Raw genomic sequence first — 17,610 nt, forward strand, 5'->3', positions numbered from 1 at the left:
CCGCTGGCGAACTGCTGGGCGTAGTCCTCGATCTGCTCCAGCAGAATGGGCGCCAGGTTCACCACCGCCTTGATTCGCGGGTGGTGCTCCAGATGCCACGCCATATCGGTGTAATCCTTGATGCCGTGCAGATAGACCCAGGGCCGCACGAACTCGGCCGTGGCGTGATGGCGGAAGTCCGGCTGGTGCATGTGCCAGAGGAAAATGAGGTCCAGGTTCGGAGCGCTCATGGCCTCACCGCAGCACCAACACCTTCTGTCCCAGCATGGCGGGAGTGATGAGGGTTACGCCTTTTTCGGTGACGTGGAATCGCTTGGCGTCTTGTCCTGGGGCGAAGCCCGCGGTGAATCCCTCGGGCAAGACGCAGCGCTTGTCCACCACGCAACGGCGCAGCTTGACGTGGCGATGGATCTCCACGTCCGGGAGGATGACCGAGTCCTCGATGTCGCAGTAGCTGTGCACGTGTACGTTGGAGAATAGCAGCGAGCGCCGTACGACGGATCCGCTGATGATGCATCCTCCCGAGACGCTAGAGTCCACAGCCATCCCGCGCCGGCCATCGTCGTCGAACACGAACTTCGCGGGCGGCAGCTGCTCCTGGAAAGTCCAAATGGGCCAATCTTGATCATAGAGATTGAGGACCGGAGTGACATGGGTTAGATCAAGGTTCCCTTCCCAATACGCATCGACCGTGCCCACGTCCCGCCAATAGGGCAATCCATGGTTCACACCCACGCCGCTGTCCTGGAAGCGATGGGCCACTACACGGTGGCGCGGTACCAGGTATGGGATCAAGTCCTTGCCGAAATCGTGGCTGGAGTGCTTGTCCGCGGCGTCGCGCACCAGTTGCTCATAGAGAAAATTGGCGTTGAATACGTAAATTCCCATGCTGGCCAAGGCCACGTCCGTGCGTCCTGGGATGGGCGCGGGATGCGCCGGTTTCTCCTCGAAGGTGCGAATGCGCCAGTCCTCGTCCACGCCCATCACGCCGAAGGATTTGGCGTCCTCCAACGGGGCTTCGATGCAGGCGACCGTCATATCGGCGTGCTTGGATACGTGGAGGGCCAGCATGCGCCCGTAGTCCATCTTGTAGACGTGATCGCCGGCCAGGATCAGCACGTAAGCCGGGTCGTTGGCCTTCAGGATGTCCAGATTCTGGTACACGGCGTCGGCCGTTCCCTGGTACCAATCGTCCTGCACGCGCTGCGAAGCGGGCAGCAAGTCGATGAATTCCTTCATGCGCCCGTCCATGAAGCTCCAGCCGCGCTGGATGTGCCTGATCAGGCTGTGGGACTTGTACTGGGTCGCCACCCCTATCCTGCGGATACCCGAGTTGACGCAATTGGACAGCGGAAAGTCGATGATTCTGAACTTGCCGCCGAAGGGTACCGCTGGTTTTGCCCGCCAGTCGGTCAGCTGCTTCAACCGGCTCCCGCGCCCGCCCGCGAGGATCAAGGCGTAAGTGCTCTTGGTGAGGACGCTGACGAAGCGGACATCGGGTTCGGAAGGGCTCGAAATAGCTTGATTGGGGTCCATGGTCAGGGTCTCGGTCGGCGGCGGATATCAGGCCTCATGGGCGCATCTTTCTTCGCAAACAGGTAGGCAATCGAAAATTTAGGAGATTTTAGGGGGTGAGTTTTCTATAATGCTCGTTTGGTCCGTTCTTTTCTAACTTCGCTGCCTAACTATTTGCCGGCGCTGGGCCCAACCCAATACCCAATCTAAACCCATCACGCCCCGCACAAACCCCGCGCGCAAGCGCGCCCGGTGCCGAAATAATGATTAACCCAACTCTCACCGGCTCCCACTCCCAGCTTCTTAGCGCCCTATTGAGCGCCCGGCTGCATGACCCCTACGCCTACCTGGGTCCGCACCCGGAGGCTCATGGCTGGACGGTGCGTATCTTCAACCCCCACGCCCAGGAGTGCTGGCTGCATTTGACCCACGGCATCGCGCGCGCCGAACGAGTCCATCCTAGCGGGCTATTCGCATGGCATGGGGAGCAAGCGCCGCCCAAGCTCTATCGTATCGGATTCACGGAAGGATCGGGGGTCCGCGAAACCCACGATCCCTACGCTTTCCCGCCCCGCCTGCCCGGAAACGACCTGCATCTTTTCAACGAAGGCCGGTTGCTCCAAGCCTACCGAACCCTGGGCGCCCATGTAGAAGAACGCGACGGTGTACGAGGAACGCGCTTCGCCTGCTGGGCCCCCAACGCCGAGCGTGTAAGCGTGGTGGGGGACTTCAACCTCTGGGATGGCCGCGTGCATGGCATGGGCGTGCACGGCGCAAGTGGCGTATGGGAGATCTTCATTCCGGGCTTGAGCGGCGGAGAACTGTACCGATTCGAGTTGCGCAACCGCGCCACCGGCGAGGTGCTGAAGAAATCCGACCCCTACGCCCAGGAATACGAGCGGCGGCCCAACACCGCGAGCCGCGTTCGCCCGCCTAGCGTCCACATATGGAACGATGCTTCGTGGCTGGAAAAGCGTGCCGAGCTCGATTGGTTACATGCGCCCTGCAACATTTACGAAGTGCATCTGGGCTCCTGGAAGCGCCATCCCGATGGCCGCTTCTACTCCTACCGGGAGTTGGAGGCGGACTTGGTGCCATACGTCGCGCGCATGGGTTACACCCACGTGGAGTTCATGCCCCTGACCGAACATCCCCTGGACGAATCCTGGGGATACCAAACCACGGGGTATTTCGCCGCCACCAGCCGTTACGGCAACCCCGATGATCTCAAGGCCTTGATCGATGCCTTCCACCAAGCGGGGATAGGGGTCATCATGGATTGGGTGCCGGCGCATTTTCCCACCGACGACTGGGCGCTGGCGCGCTTCGACGGGACTGCCCTCTACGAGCATGAAGATCCCCGCCGTGGCATGCACCGCGATTGGGGGACGCACATCTTCAATTACGGGCGCAACGAAGTGCGCAGCTTACTGCTCTCCAGCGCGCACTATTGGCTCCGCGAATTTCACGCCGACGGCCTGCGCGTGGATGCCGTGGCTTCCATGCTCTATCTGGATTACTCGCGCCAACCCGGCGACTGGCTGCCCAACCGCCATGGCGGCCGCGAAAATATCGAGGCCATCGAACTCCTGCGCCAGCTCAACGTGATGGTGCACGAGGAGTTTCCAGGGGCACTGACCATCGCGGAAGAATCCACCGCGTGGCCCATGGTATCGCGCCCCACTTACGTCGGTGGTCTGGGTTTCTCCATGAAATGGAACATGGGCTGGATGAACGACACGCTTGCCTATTTCAAACTCGATCCCATCTACCGGCGCTGCCACCACAACCAGCTTACCTTTGGCCAGGTCTACGCCTACACGGAGAATTTTCTGCTCCCCTTGTCACATGATGAAGTGGTGCACGGAAAGGGTTCGCTCATCAGCAAGATGCGCGGAGACACCTGGCAACAGTTCGCCCATGTGCGTTTGTTGCTCGCCTCGCAATGCGCCGCGCCTGGCAAGAAACTCAACTTCATGGGAAACGAACTCGCCCAAGGCCGCGAGTGGCGCGAGAGCTGGGAACTGGAATGGGGGCAGCTCGGGGTACGCTGGCACCAAGGCGTGCAAGACTTGGCGAGGGATCTCAACCATCTCTACCGTGGCAAGAAGGCCTTACACGACCAGGACTTCGAGCAAGACGGTTTCGAGTGGATCGATTGCCACGACGCCGATCATTCCACGCTGTGCTTCATCCGGCGCGCCCGCGACGGTTCGTTGGTCGTGGTAGTGCTCAATCACACCCCTGTCCCGCGCCAGAACTACCGCATCGGATTACCGAAGAGCGGCAACTACCGGGAAATTTTCAACAGCGACTCTCACTACTACCGCGGCTCCAACACCGGCAACGCGGGTGTCATCCGCGCCGAGCCCTTACCTTGGATGGGCCAGCCGCATTCGGCCGCCATTACTCTGCCGCCCCTGGCCGGCATTTTTCTCGAACCTGAAGACTTATGATTCCCTCAGCTCACGACAAACTCAGCGTACTTTTCGTTACCTCCGAGGTGGCCCCTCTCATCAAGACCGGCGGCTTGGCCGACGTGAGCGCCTCGCTTCCCGTGGCACTCATGCACTCCGGCGCCGATATTCGCGTGTTGGTACCGGGCTACCCCTCCGTCATCGAAGGGATAAAATCGAAGGGGCGATTGACATCGTTTCCTTCCATCGGCGAGTTGCCCCAGTGCCAGTTGCTCGCGGGCAAGCTGCCAAATGGCGTCCCGGCACTCATCGTCGATAGCACGTTGTTCAACCGCCCTGGTGGCCCCTACAACGACGCCAACGGCAAGGATTGGCCGGACAATGATCTGCGCTTCGGTTTGCTCTCCTACCTTGGCGCGGTGCTCTCGAGCAGCGCCTCGCCCATCTCGTGGCGGCCCAAGGTCGTGCACTGCAACGATTGGCAATCGGGATTAACGCCGGCCTATCTGCAATTCATTCCAGGTGAGAAGGCGCGCACCGTCATGACCATCCATAACCTCGCCTACCAAGGCATCTTCCCGCCGGTGGCCGTTAGCCGCCTGGGGTTACCACCCTCTTGCTTCAATCCTGAAGGGGTGGAGTACTACGGCAACATGTCCTTCCTCAAGGCGGGGCTGCAATACGCCGCGCGCATCACCACGGTGAGCCCGGCTTACGCGAAGGAGATTCAGGAGGAAGAGTTGGGCTTTGGCATGCAAGGGCTGCTGCGCCATCGCAGCCACCTCATCACCGGCATATTGAATGGCATCGACACGGATGCCTGGGACCCGGAGGGCGACCCTTACATCGAACGCTATTTCAACGCCGCGCGACTGCCCGCCAAGCTGGATAACAAGCGCGCCCTACAAAAGCGCATGGGCCTCGCCGCCGAAGACGAAATGCCCATCATCGGGGTGATCAGCCGCCTCACCTACCAGAAGGGGACGGACGTGTTCCTTTCGGTGGCCGAGGAATTGGCCGCCTCCCCCGCCCAACTCGCCATTCTGGGTAGCGGCGATACGGGGATGCAAGACGCGTTGCAAGACCTGGCACGAGCGCATCCTGGCCGCATTGCCGTGCAGATCGGTTACGACGAAGGGCTCTCCCATCAGATCGAAGCCGGCGCGGACTTATTTCTAATGCCCTCGCGCTTCGAGCCTTGCGGCTTGAACCAGATGTACAGCCAGCGCTACGGCACCGTGCCCGTGGTCAATGCCACGGGGGGCCTGAAGGATTCCGTGGTGGATGCGGTGCCCGAGACCATGAGCGATAAGACGGCCACCGGATTCTTTTTCAATGGCGTGACCCGCGAGGCGCTCATCGCCGCCACCAAGCGCGCGCTCACCACCTACAAGAACAAGAAGGCGTGGCGCCAGATTCAAAAGGCGGGGATGGTGAAGGACTTCAGTTGGGAAGCCAGCGCCGCCAGCTATATCGATCTGTACCGCCAATTGGCGGGCTAGATCCCCTGCCCCTGATAGAATCCGAAGACCTGGGTGGGGGAAAGCCCAGTTTATCGCTGTCACGCACGGAGAATTGTCATGATCGGAGATCGCATCGAAGTAAACATCGCAGGCGGGCTGGATATTCCTTTACCTCGCATGGTGCATGTACGCCAGAAATTCAAGATGACCAAGCTCGACAGCGTGAGCAAGACCGTGGCCGAGCAATTCAAGCGCGCGGATGTGCGCGCCAAGGTCAAGCCCGGCATGAGCATCGCCGTGGGCGTGGGCAGCCGGGGCGTGAACAACATCGCGGAAAGCACCAAGGCCGTCGTCGCCGAATTGATAGCCCTGGGCGCCAAACCCTTCATCTTCCCCGCCATGGGAAGCCACGGTGGCGCGACACCGGAAGGCCAGCGCGAAGTGCTGGAAGGCTACGGCGTCACCGAGAAGTTCGTGGGCTGCCCGCTTCACTGCCAAATGGACGTGACTGAAATCGGCAAGCTGGCCAGCGGCATGCCCATATACATGGACAAACTCGCCGCCGCGGCCGATGGCGTGGTGGTCATTCCGCGCATCAAACCCCATACGAATTTCCGAGCACCCATCGAATCGGGCATCGTCAAAATGCTCACCATCGGCATGGGCAAGATCATCGGCGCGACGGAATTGCACACCCAGGGCATGGACAGGTTCGGCGAATTGCTGCCCGAGGCCGCCAGGCTCATCATGGCCAAGAAGAACATTCTGTTCGGCGTGGCCATGGTGGAAAACGCGGCCGATGAAACCGCCATCATCGAAATCGTAACTTCCGAGCAGATTTTCGAGCGCGAGCCCGTGCTGCAAGCCAAGGCCAAGGAGTTCATGCCGTGCCTGCAGTTCGACGAAATCGACGTGCTGGTCGTGGAGAAAATCGGCAAGAACATTTCCGGTTCCGGCATGGACCCCAACATCACCGGGCGCAATTGCCGCTTCGTCGAATGGAACATGAAGCCGAACGTGAAGAAGATCGCGGTGCTGGGTCTGACCCCTGAAACCCACGGCAACGCCACGGGCTTGGGCGCTGCCGATGTCATCACCATGCGCTTGTACAAAGACATCGATATCGCCAAGACCTACGCCAATATCATTACTTCCACCTATCTTGATGGTGGTTGCATCCCCATGATAATGAACACCGACGCGGACGCGATCAGCCTTGCCGTGAAGACCGTGGTCAGGGTGGAGCCGAAGGACTGCAAGATCGTACGCATCCCTAACACCTTGCAGGTGGTGGACATTCATGTGTCCGAGGCCATGCTCCCCTACATTCGCCAGCATCCGGAACAATTCGAGATCATCGGCGAACCCGAACCCATGAAGTTCGACGCCAAGGGTACGCTCTACCCCATGCTGGGCAGGCTGCACGAGACCGCGCACGCTTGATATCACGTAACAGGGGCGTGTAACGGCGGGAGTTTCACGTGCATCTGCATCTGGACGTGATCGGTGGCATCGCGGGCGATATGTTCGCCGCGGCGCTCACCGATGCGTTTCCCCATCTTCGCGCCGGCATGCTGGACGCTGTGCGAGCCGCGGGCTTACCCGCGGAGATCGGTTGCGGTTTCGAGGCGCACAACGACGGCGTGCTGAGCGGTTCGCGTTTCACGGTGGCGGTCCCGAAGCGCATGATCGGAGATATTTCGCGGGCGCACACGCTCTTCGCCGAAATCAAGTCTCGTATCCATGCCGCGCCCATCGGTGCGCAAGTGAAGGAACGCGCCACCGATATTTTTCGGCGGCTCGCGGAAGTGGAAGCGAATATCCACGGCACCACCGTGGACGAAGTGGGTTTCCACGAGTTAGGCGGATGGGATTCGGTGGCGGACATGGTGGGCGCTGCCTATCTCATCAGCGAGCTGAAAATACAAAGCTGCACGGTGAGCAAACTGCCTCTGGGATCGGGCCGGGTGAAAACGTCCCATGGCCCTTTGCCCGTGCCCGTGCCCGCCGTGGCGCGGCTGCTGGAGGGGTTCGGCTTCATCGACGATGGCATCCCCGGCGAGCGCATCACGCCCACGGGCGCTGCCATCTTGCGCCACCTCGGCGCGCGCCAGGACACGCGCAAGAGCGGACGCCTAAGCCACACGGGTTACGGCTTTGGCACCAAGCGCTTTCCCGGCATCAGCAATGTCTTGCGCGTTCTCGTGCTGGAGGAAACCGGCTCCGGCCAACCGGACCAGATCGCGCGCATCACCTTCGAGGTGGATGATCAAACCCCCGAGGATCTCGCCATCGGCCTGGATCGCATCCGGGAGGTGCCCGGTGTCGTGGACGTCATTCAACTCGCGGCCTTCGGAAAGAAAGGCCGCATGAGCGTGCAGGTGCAAGTCCTGGCTCAACCCTCCTATCTAGATGCGGTGTGCGAGGCCTGTTTGAAGGAAACCACCACGCTGGGCGTGCGCCACGAAATTCTTCAGCGCACCACGCTTTCTCGTAGTCAAACCACCGTGGAGGCCGGGGGTAATAGTTTGCGAGTAAAACTCGCCGAGCGGCCGCAGGGAACGACAGCCAAGACCGAAAGCGACGATGTACGCAAAGCCGCGGGCAATCGCGCCGAACGCGATTCGATTCGGAAAGTGGCCTCCTTGCGCGCGCTCAGCCGGGGCAGCTAATGAACGCACCGCTGCTGCCCGGTACCATGGCCGCGAGCACTGAACGCTTGGGCACCACGCTGCGCTCCATGGGCAAGGTCGCTGTCGCCGTGAGCGGCGGCGTGGACAGCTTGACGCTCGCCACCTTCGCTCACCGCCTGCTAGGCGGAACCGTCACCATGTATCACGCCGTTTCGCCCGCCGTGCCGCCCGCGGCCACGCAGCGCACGCGCGCCATAGCGCAACAAGAAGGATGGCAACTCGAGGTGATGGATGCTGGCGAATTCGGCAGCGAAGATTATTTACGCAATCCCTCCAACCGCTGCTACTTCTGCAAGACCAATCTTTACGCCAGCGTTACGCGCCATACCCAGGGCCAGGTCGTGTCTGGCACCAACATGGACGACCTGGGCGACTACCGCCCAGGGCTAAGCGCCGCGAAGGAGCACTCGGTACGTCATCCCTTCGTGGAAGCTGGCATGAGCAAGCAGGCTGTGCGAGCCTTGGCGCGCGAGCTGGGCATGCCGGAGATCGCGGACTTGCCATCGTCGCCTTGCCTATCGAGCCGGGTGGAAACCGGCATCGCCATCGATCCCGCCATCTTGCGTGCCATCGATGCCGTGGAAGAAAACTTGCGCGCCGCACTACCTGGCCTGGGCCTTCCTTCCAAGAACGTGCGGTGCCGCTACCGCTTGCGCGGTGTCGTGATCGAATTGGACGAAGCCGTGCTTGCGCAACTTGGCGCGGCACAGCGCGCAAGCTTGAGCGAGTGGGTGAGCAAGGCCTTCTCCGCGTGCGCCCCGGGCGCCGTGGTGCTATTTGAGCCTTACCGCTTGGGTAGCGCGTTCTTGCACCCGGTCAAATTGGTGCGCTGACCGTGTCCGCCGAAAAAGACATCAAGCTCGATTTTGGCCGCGGCGAGCGCATCGGATTGGACGAAGCCATCTTTTGCTCCGGTAAATCCGTGGTCCAGATCGGCAGCATCCTCGACGAAGCCGTGGCGAAGCGCGCGCCGCTCCTATTCACGAGGCTCAGCGAATCGCAGCACCTGTCCTTGGCGGAAAAACACCGCGAAGCCTTGGACTTCGATCCTATTTCGCGCACCGCCATCCTAGGTTCGCCCCATCCTGGCCGGGCGGGCGCGCAAGTCGTGGTGCTCACCGCTGGCACCTCCGACGTGCCCGTAAGCCGGGAAGCCGCCCGCACCTTGTATTACTACGGCGTCCCGGTTAAGGAAATTTCCGACGTCGGCGTCGCCGGATTATGGCGATTGCTCGAAAGAGTGGAAGACCTGAAGCGCGCGCCCGTGGTGATCGTCGTGGCCGGCATGGACGCAGCACTCCCCACCGTGGTGGGCGGGCTCACGCCTTCCGTCATCATAGGCGTCCCGACGTCCGTGGGGTATGGCGTCGCAACCGGCGGGGAAACCGCGTTACGTGCCATGCTGGCGAGTTGCACGGCGGGTTTGATGGTCATGAACATCGATAACGGTTACGGCGCCGCCTGCGCGGCGCTACGCGTACTACGCGCCATCGACGGGCGCGCTTAACTTCTTTTCCAGCACGAGGAGAATTCCATGGCAATTTATGAACTGCGCACCTACACCTTGCAGGTTGGAAAAATGGGCGAGGCAGTCAAGCTATACACCGAGTTCGGCTACCCGGCACTCAAGAAAGGCGGCCACGACAAAAAGCTAGTGGGCTACTTTCAAGCCGACACCGGAACCATTAACCAACTGCTGCATTTCTGGAAATTCGATGACGATGCCGACCGGCGCGCGCACTGGGCCTCGGTATTCGCCAACTCGGATTTCATGGAAGGCTTCGCCGCGAAATTCCGCCCGCTGGTGATGACGCAGGAAGTGAAGCTGCTCACGGCGGCGCCGTGGGGACCGCATCCGTAGTCCTGGCGAATGCGGGGGGCTGGCTCGTCACGAACTTCACCCGGCCACCCATGGGGCGAGTACACGTGGCAGTGTCCGCGAAGCAGCGGGATTTGGCTTACTCTGCCGGTCATCCGCCGGAGACAAGCCCATGACAAAGAGAAAAACCCCCGAAGAACTGCGTAGCCACCGCTGGTACGGCGCCAAGGACATGCGCTCCTTCGGCCACCGTTCGCGCACACTGCAAATGGGTTACTCGCGCGAGGATTACGCGGGTAAGCCCGTCATCGGGGTCATCAACACCTGGAGCGAGATCAACCCTTGCCACACGCACTTTCCGGCAACGCGCGGAGGAGGTGAAGCGAGGTGTGCGGCAGGCGGGAGGATTTCCGGTGGAGATGCCGGCCATATCGCTGTCCGAGCCCTTTCAAAAACCCAGCACCATGATGTACCGCAATTTGCTCGCGCTTGAGACGGAGGAATTGCTGCGTTCCTATCCCATGGATGGCGCGGTGCTCATGGGCGGATGCGACAAGACCACACCGGCCTTGATCATGGGTGCGCTCTCCATGAATTTGCCCATTATCTTCGTGCCCGCCGGGCCCATGCTGCGCGGCAATTGGCGCGGTAACACGCTGGGCAGCGGCAGCGATACCTGGAAGTATTGGGCGGAGCTGCGCGCGGGCAACATCGACGAGGAAGCGTGGTCGGAAATTGAAGAAGGCATCGCGCGCTCCGCCGGGTATTGCATGACCATGGGCACCGCCTCGACCATGACCAGCCTCGCGGAGACCTTGGGCTTGAGCCTGCCTGGAGCCGCCTCGATCCCGGCCGTGGATGCGGGGCATTCGCGCATGGCGGAAGCATCCGGCCGGCGCGTCGTGGAGATGGTGTGGGAGGATCTCACGCCCCGCGAGATGCTAACGAGCGCTTCCTTCGATAACGCCATCGCCGTGCTGATGGCCTTGGGCGGATCCACCAACGCCATCATCCACCTGGTGGCCATGGCGCGGCGCGCGGGCATCGAGCTTACCCTGGACCGTTTCGATGAAATCTCGCGCGAGGTGCCACTGCTCGCCAACGTGCGCCCTTCCGGCAGCAAGTATTTGATGGAGGATTTCTACTACGCTGGCGGCTTGCGCGCCCTGCTTGCCGAGATGAAGGATCTGCTCGATCTGAACCAGCGCACGCTTAACGGCAAGACCCTGGGCGAGAATATCGCCGGTGCCAAGAGCCACAACACGGAAGTCATCGCGCCGCTCAAGCAGCCAGTGAAATCCACGGGCGGATTGGCGGTGCTGCGGGGTAATCTCGCGCCCAATGGCGCCGTGATCAAGCCCACGGCCATGGAAGCGCATTTGTGGAAGCACACCGGCAAGGCCGTCGTATTCGCGGACTACAACGACATGGCCGCGCGCATCGATGATGAATGCCTGGACGTTGACGCGAATTCAGTGCTCGTCCTAAAGCATGGCGGTCCCTTGGGCGGACCGGGCATGCCGGAGTGGGGCCAGCTTCCGATCCCGAAGAAACTTCTCAAACAAGGCGTGCGCGACATGGTGCGTATCTCGGATGCGCGTATGAGCGGCACAAGTTACGGTGCGTGCGTGCTTCATGTTTCGCCAGAGAGCTGGATTGGCGGCCCGCTGGCGTTGGTGAAGGACGGTGATCTGATCGAACTCGATGTTCCCGCGCGCAAGCTAGAACTCAAGGTGAGCGCTGAAGAGCTAGTGCGGCGGCGCGCGGCCTGGGTCGCGCCCAAGCCGAAATACAAACGAGGCTACGGCGCACTATTCTCCGAGCACATCACGCAGGCGGAAGACGGCTGCGACTTTAGGATTCTCGAAGGCGGCGAACCCACGCAGGATCCGGAGATTCACTAAGTTTCCTCGTGCCAAGAGAACCCGTCGCGAGCCAGCAGCGAGCTTGATGCGGCCGGGCCCCAGGTGCCCGCCGCATAGGTCTTCGGACGGTCGCCTTGTGTATCCCAGCCGTGCATGATGGGCTCGATCCAGCGCCAGGCGGCATCCAGTTCATCGCGGCGCATGAACAACGTGAGCTTGCCGCGGATGACATCCATGATGAGGCGCTCATAGGCATCCCACTGCCGCATCTCGAAGCTCTGCTCGAAATCCAGATTGAGATGGACGGGACGCACGCGCATGTCCTCACCTGGCACCTTGGCCATCAAATACAGCTTCAAACCCTGCTCGGGTTGTAGCTGAATCACCAAGCGATTGCTGTGACTTCCGCGTACGGCCGAGGGAAGAATGGCGTGCGGCACTTAGTGGAAGTTCACCACGATTTCGGCCATGCGTTCTTGCATGCGCTTGTCCGTGCGCAGATAGAAAGGCACGCTGGCCCAACGCCAGGTGGCAAGCTCCGCCTTGATGGCGACGAAGGTTTCGGTGAGACTGTCCTTGGGAATGCCCGCTTCTTCGTGGAAGCTGACCACGGGCTTGCCGTTGATGGCGCCCCCGCGGTACTGGACGCGTACGGTGCGCTCGGCGACATCCTGGGGTGTCATGGGCTTCAAGGCACGCAACACCTTGAGCTTCTCGTCGCGAACGGCATCGGCGTCGATGCTCGACGGTGGCTCCATGGCGAGAATACAGAGCAACTGCAGCAAGTGGTTTTGCACCATGTCACGCAGGGCACCGGTGCGATCGTAGAACTCCCCCCGGCCTTCCACGCCGACTTCTTCGGCGATGGTGATTTGCACATCACGGATGGAGCCACGATTCCATAAGGGCTCGAACAAGGTGTTACCGAAGCGCAGAGCGATCAAATTCTGAACCGTCTCCTTGCCCAGGTAGTGGTCGATGCGAAAAATCTGGTCTTCCGCGAAGATGGCCCCGACTTGTTCGTTTATTTTTTGCGCGGAGGCCAGATCGCGCCCCAGAGGTTTCTCCAGCACGACGCGAGTCTTGGGAGTAACCAGATTCGCATGGGCAAGGTGGGTACAAATGGTGACGAAAAGATCGGGCACGGTAGCAAGGTAGAACACTCGCACGCTGTCAGCGGAATCCTTAAGCGTATCTTTGAGCGCTTGGTAACCCTCCGCATCCGTGCCATCCACCTTCACATAGAAGATATGGGTGGCGAAGGCCTGCCAGGTCATGTCCTCGAAATCATCCGCTGGAATGAACTTCTTGCAACTTTCGAGAACTTTCTGCAGGTATTGTTCGCGCGTTAAATTCTGCCGCGCGGCGGCGATAATCCGAGCATGGGCCATGTCGCGCCCGCCACGATGCCGGTAGTACAACCCAGGCATGAGCTTACGCATGGCCAGATCGCCCGTGCCGCCGAAGAGGATCAGATCGAAAGCTTGTTCTTCCATTTGTCTTCCAGTGTTTGCTGACCGACCCCCAGTTTTGGCCGGGGTCACTGTGCATCTTCGGCGCTTCGCCATCAATCATTAGCATCCGGTGCCGATATTCCAGTGACATCCCTTAGTCTTACTAGCAGTGGAGCAGCCTTGAACCTCAATCCAGTACTCAACAGCGTAGCCGCCCACATTCGCGAGCGTAGCAAGCTTACACGCTCCGCCTATCTCAGTCGCATGAAAGCGGCCCGTGAAAAAGGGCCGCTGCGAAAAGGTTTGTCGTGCACGAACTTGGCCCATGCCTTCGCGGCCTCCAGCGACTCGGACAAGCTCATCATCAAGGAGGTTCGCAAACCCAACATCGGGATCGTGTATTCCTACAACGATATGCTATCGGCTCATCAGCCGCTGGAGCGCTTTCCCGAGATTATCAAGCGCGCCGCGCGCGAGGCCGATGCCGTGGCGCAGTTCGCCGGCGGGGTTCCGGCCATGTGCGATGGGGTCACGCAAGGCCAGCCGTGGATGGAGTTGTCTCTATTCAGCCGCGATGTCATCGCCATGTCCACGGCCATCGCGCTGTCGCACAACGTCTTCGATGCCGTGCTGTGCTTGGGCGTGTGCGACAAAATCGTTCCGGGTTTGCTCATGGGGGCGTTGCAGTTCGGACACCTGCCCGCCATCTTCGTGCCCGCCGGCCCCATGACCTCGGGTTTGAGTAACGACGAGAAATCCAAAGTCCGCCAGCTCTATGCCCAAGGCAAAGTAAGCCGCGAGGCGTACTTGGAGTAGGAGGCGAAGTCCTATCACGGCACGGGCACCTGTACCTTCTATGGCACGGCGAACAGCAATCAGATGTTGATGGAGGTCATGGGATTGCATCTTCCAGGCGCCGCTTTCGTCAATCCCAACACACCTCTTAGAGATGCGCTCACGGCGGCGGCGGCCAAACGCATAGCTTCCATCACGCATCTGGGCAAACAATACACGCCAGTCGGCGAAGTGGTGGACGAAAGAGCCATCGTCAACGCCATCGTCGGGTTGCTGGCGACCGGGGGCTCCACCAACCACACTTTGCATCTGGTCGCCATCGCGCGTGCGGCGGGTATTCAAATCAATTGGGACGATTTCTCCGATTTATCCGCCGTGGTGCCATTGCTCGCGAAGATCTATCCCAATGGGAGCGCCGATGTAAATCACTTTCACGCCGCCGGCGGAATGGGACTGCTGATCCGGGAACTCCTCGAACATGGATTGCTGCACGGCGATGTGAAGACCATCGCGGGAGACCTGTGGCGCTACACGGAGGAACCCTTTCTCGACGGCAAGCAGTTGATGTGGCGCGCCGCACCGGGACAAAGTTCGGATGCGAGCGTGCTGCGAATATTTCTCGAACCCTTTAGCGCGGACGGCGGCCTCAAGCTCCTGAAAGGCAACCTCGGTCGTGCCATCATCAAGGTGTCGGCGGTTGCCCCCGAACATCGCGTGGTAGAGGCCCCGGCACTCGTGTTCAACACGCAAGATGAGATGCTTGCCGCCTTCAAGCGCGGCGAATTGAAACGAGATTTCGTCGCCGTGGTCCGCTTTCAGGGCCCGCGTGTGAATGGCATGCCGGAGCTGCACCAACTCACCCCGTCGCTTGCGGTATTGCAAGAGGCGGGATTCAAGGTGGCATTGGTGACCGACGGACGCATGTCGGGCGCTTCCGGTAAAGTGCCTGCGGCCATTCACGTGAGTCCGGAATGCTTGTTGGGCGGGCCCTTGGCGAAAGTGCGTAGCGGCGATGTGATTCGCCTAGATGCGCAGTCCGGTGTGCTGGAGGTGAAGCTGAGCGAAATTGAATTGGCGTCTCGCCCCATGGAGATTCCGGATATGGCAGCGTACCAAAGCGGATTTGGGCGGGAATTATTCGCAACGGCGCGTGCGAATGCGTGTACGGCGGAAGAGGGCGGCAGCTTCTGCGGATGGATAGAGGACGCTCTAGGCGAGAGCATTCCCAGCGAAACGGCGAAGGTATAGAACGATGAGAATTCAGGAGATCATGAACGCCAGCCCCGTGATGCCGGTGCTGGTCATCGAAGACGTGGCCAGGGCTGTTCCCCTGGCTCGCGCTCTGGTGGAGGGAGGCATCCGCGTGTTGGAAATCACGCTGCGCACTGCGGTGGCGCTAGAGTGCGTCAGGGCCATCCTCAAGGAGGTTCCCGAGGCTATCACGGGTGTTGGAACCATTACGCAGACCAGTCAATTGCAGTCGGTCATCGAGACCGGCGCGGCCTTTGGTGTGAGTCCGGGCTTGAGCGAATCCTTGCTCAACGAGGTCAAGCGGCGCGATTTTCCCTTTCTTCCGGGGGTCATGACTCCCACGGAAGTGATGACGGCCTACGCGTTGGGTTTTCGCGCCATGAAATTATTCCCCGCGCAACAAGCCGGTGGCCTGGGCATGCTGAAAGCGCTGGCGGGCCCCTTTGCCGATATTCGCTTTTGTCCCACCGGTGGAGTGGATGCTAATAGCGCCGCCGATTTTTTGGCTTTGCCGAACGTGGGCTGCGTGGGCGGGTCGTGGATCGCCCCGAAAGGGTTAGTGGATAAAGGTGATTGGGCGGGAATCACCGCTCTGGCGCGACAGGCAGGCGCGCTTCGCGCCAAATAGAAAAAGGGGCTCTCGCGAGCCCCCAAGTGTTTTAGCCTAGGAGGAAACGCCCGTCTCGAAGGGAGGGCTAATACATATAACCGATACCAAGATTCCAGCGATCTTTGGCATTGTCGGCGCGATAGTTTTGGAAGTCCGCTTTGATGACCACCTGCGGATGAGGCCGGAAGTTCACGCCAACTGTCACGACTCGCTCGTCATTTTTCGGATTTAGGGTAAATCCAGCGGCCACCTCCTGTTGCGTGTTGTAGCGCTCATAGCGCACAAACGGCGCTACGTCCAAGTTGTCTTTTTGCCAGACGTGATAGGCCACTTCTCCCAACCAGCCGTAGAAAGCTTTCGGTGCGGCCTTGTTGGACCCCGCGTCGATATTCGCGGCCGCGTTGATGGCTGCCGTGTCATCTAGACCGCCCGCGGCATAGAGCGTTTTGAAATCGAATCCAGCGGTGGAGTATTTTGCATGCACGTCCCACAGGGTGAGTCGGGCGCCAGTTCCGGCCAGTTGGGCTTTATTGATTGCGCCATCGCCATCCTGTGCCGTGTCCCCCATGAACAAGCTGCCTCCCACCAGCAGTCCGGGGATAGCGCGCCAATTGAGCCCCGCGAAGAACCCGAGATCGTTGGCATTGGACTTGCTGCCGCTCGTTCGCATGTCGCGAAACCCGCGCGAAGCGCCGTTGCTTGCGCTGTACAGACCGGCATCGGGCGTGGTGGCGATCCCCAGGTTGTACTCGAAGCCATCCGCCACGACACCTTGCACGGCTACGCCCAACTCGCGCCAGGTGGTTGGAATAATGCGGGATTCGATCTCGTTCCGCTCCACACCATAGAACACGGGGGGTTCGTGGTATTCGTTGATGGTTCCGGAGGGAATGATCATCAGGCCTACACGGATATTGACGGGATTGGCGATCTTGAATTCAAGAAACGCCTGTTCCATTTCGAGTGCACCTTGGGAGGGAGCAGTACCGGTCTCGACGAAAGCATGCTCGACTTCCAGCTCGGAATACAACTTGATGTTGTCATTGAAGCGGTAACCTAAGAACAGCACGAAGCGCTTGAGATCCGCAATATCCTTGGCGGTGCCGTCTTGGAATTTGTTATAGGCCACCTCGCCGTATCCCCCAATGGAGACTTTGCCTTCGTCCGGGCCATTGGCTGGGTTGATCTGATGTGGCGAAACGCCGCGGTCCCTTTTCGCTTGGGCTTCCAGGGTCTCGACCCTTTTGCGCAACGCCTCCACTTGCTCTTCGGCGGTTTGCGCGCTTACCCCCGCGCCTCCCAACAGCGCACTCACCAGTGCAACACCTACGATCCGCTTCATTCTTCCTCCCCATTGAGCGCTTGCCGTGGACGACTTTGTGTGCCCTGGCAATCCCCCGCAGCACGTCCTCCTCAGGCAGGCAGTATTTAATCTAGGATATAACTGCAAGCGCAAATGATATTCGTTCTCATTTACGAATTCAACCTCTTTTTCAGCTTGATGAATACCATGATTGAGGTGGCCAAGGTACTTAGAGCAAGTGCTGGCTTACGCCTAAGTTTAGGCCAGGAGGCGATAGGTTGATGTCCCCAACAGTTCCCATCATGTTCCGAGCTTCTCAACTGGATCGATGAAGGCCTTGCCATTCCCGGCTTCGCGACGAGGTGCAATCCAGTTATTGCCATCGCCCCCGTATCAGGATGGACTATTGGCTATTTTTCCCCCAG

At 60.3% G+C, this 17,610-nt stretch carries 11 protein-coding genes and 3 pseudogenes; 10 read left to right on the plus strand and 4 right to left on the minus strand.

The genetic code is table 11. The features are described from left to right. On the minus strand, nt 1-230 hold a 230-nt coding region (locus EXR36_07040), incomplete at its 3' end, for a glycoside hydrolase (protein ID MSQ59393.1). Between the two features lie 4 nt (nt 231-234). After that, on the minus strand, nt 235-1,536 hold the full coding sequence (glgC, locus tag EXR36_07045; GenBank protein ID MSQ59394.1) for a glucose-1-phosphate adenylyltransferase: 1,302 nt from the start codon (nt 1,534-1,536) through the stop codon (nt 235-237). A gap of 242 nt (nt 1,537-1,778) precedes the next feature. On the opposite strand from glgC, the gene glgB reads away from it, so the two are divergent. The 8 genes and pseudogenes from glgB to EXR36_07085 all read left to right on the plus strand — a co-directional run bounded on the left by glgB (nt 1,779) and on the right by EXR36_07085 (nt 11,811). Continuing rightward, entirely contained in the window at nt 1,779-3,971 is a 2,193-nt protein-coding gene (gene glgB / locus EXR36_07050) for a 1,4-alpha-glucan branching protein GlgB (protein MSQ59395.1), read from the plus strand. Continuing rightward, complete coding sequence (gene glgA / locus EXR36_07055; protein ID MSQ59396.1) at nt 3,968-5,434, plus strand: glycogen synthase GlgA; 1,467 nt, start codon at nt 3,968-3,970, stop codon at nt 5,432-5,434. The genes glgB and glgA overlap by 4 nt, the downstream gene beginning before the upstream one ends. Before the next feature lie 78 nt (nt 5,435-5,512). Continuing rightward, nucleotides 5,513-6,838 carry a DUF2088 domain-containing protein gene (locus EXR36_07060; GenBank protein MSQ59397.1) on the plus strand — a complete coding sequence of 442 codons (1,326 nt, stop codon included), beginning with the start codon at nt 5,513-5,515 and terminating at the stop codon, nt 6,836-6,838. 38 nt (nt 6,839-6,876) lie between these two features. Then, nucleotides 6,877-8,067 carry a LarC family nickel insertion protein gene (locus EXR36_07065; protein MSQ59398.1) on the plus strand — a complete coding sequence of 397 codons (1,191 nt, stop codon included), beginning with the start codon at nt 6,877-6,879 and terminating at the stop codon, nt 8,065-8,067. Between the two features lie 68 nt (nt 8,068-8,135). Continuing rightward, a complete protein-coding gene (locus EXR36_07070) occupies nt 8,136-8,921 on the plus strand; it encodes an adenine nucleotide alpha hydrolase (GenBank protein MSQ59399.1) in 786 nt (261 codons plus the stop codon). Nucleotides 8,922-8,923: 2 nt separating this feature from the next. Then, on the plus strand, nt 8,924-9,595 hold the full coding sequence (gene larB / locus EXR36_07075) for a nickel pincer cofactor biosynthesis protein LarB (GenBank protein MSQ59400.1): 672 nt from the start codon (nt 8,924-8,926) through the stop codon (nt 9,593-9,595). A gap of 27 nt (nt 9,596-9,622) precedes the next feature. Then, entirely contained in the window at nt 9,623-9,949 is a 327-nt protein-coding gene (locus EXR36_07080) for an NIPSNAP family protein (protein MSQ59401.1), read from the plus strand. Between the two features lie 130 nt (nt 9,950-10,079). Further along, nucleotides 10,080-11,811 (plus strand): annotated as a pseudogene (locus EXR36_07085) (dihydroxy-acid dehydratase). Here the strand turns inward: EXR36_07085 and zwf are convergent. Continuing rightward, nucleotides 11,808-13,268: pseudogene (zwf, locus tag EXR36_07090) on the minus strand (glucose-6-phosphate dehydrogenase). The pseudogenes EXR36_07085 and zwf sit on opposite strands and share 4 nt — an antisense overlap. A gap of 138 nt (nt 13,269-13,406) precedes the next feature. On the opposite strand from zwf, the pseudogene EXR36_07095 reads away from it, so the two are divergent. Together EXR36_07095 and EXR36_07100 are read left to right on the plus strand one after the other, a co-directional pair. Beyond that, a pseudogene (locus EXR36_07095) lies at nt 13,407-15,269 on the plus strand (phosphogluconate dehydratase). Nucleotides 15,270-15,273: 4 nt separating this feature from the next. Then, nucleotides 15,274-15,900, plus strand: a complete 627-nt coding sequence (locus EXR36_07100) for a bifunctional 4-hydroxy-2-oxoglutarate aldolase/2-dehydro-3-deoxy-phosphogluconate aldolase (protein ID MSQ59402.1) — start codon at nt 15,274-15,276, stop codon at nt 15,898-15,900. 67 nt (nt 15,901-15,967) lie between these two features. Here the strand turns inward: EXR36_07100 and EXR36_07105 are convergent, their stop codons facing one another. Next, nucleotides 15,968-17,224 carry a hypothetical protein gene (locus tag EXR36_07105; protein MSQ59403.1) on the minus strand — a complete coding sequence of 419 codons (1,257 nt, stop codon included), beginning with the start codon at nt 17,222-17,224 and terminating at the stop codon, nt 15,968-15,970. Nucleotides 17,225-17,610 lie beyond the last annotated feature (386 nt).

It is taken from the genome of Betaproteobacteria bacterium, from assembly GCA_009693245.1.
Classification (GTDB): Bacteria; Pseudomonadota; Gammaproteobacteria; order Burkholderiales; family SHXO01; genus SHXO01.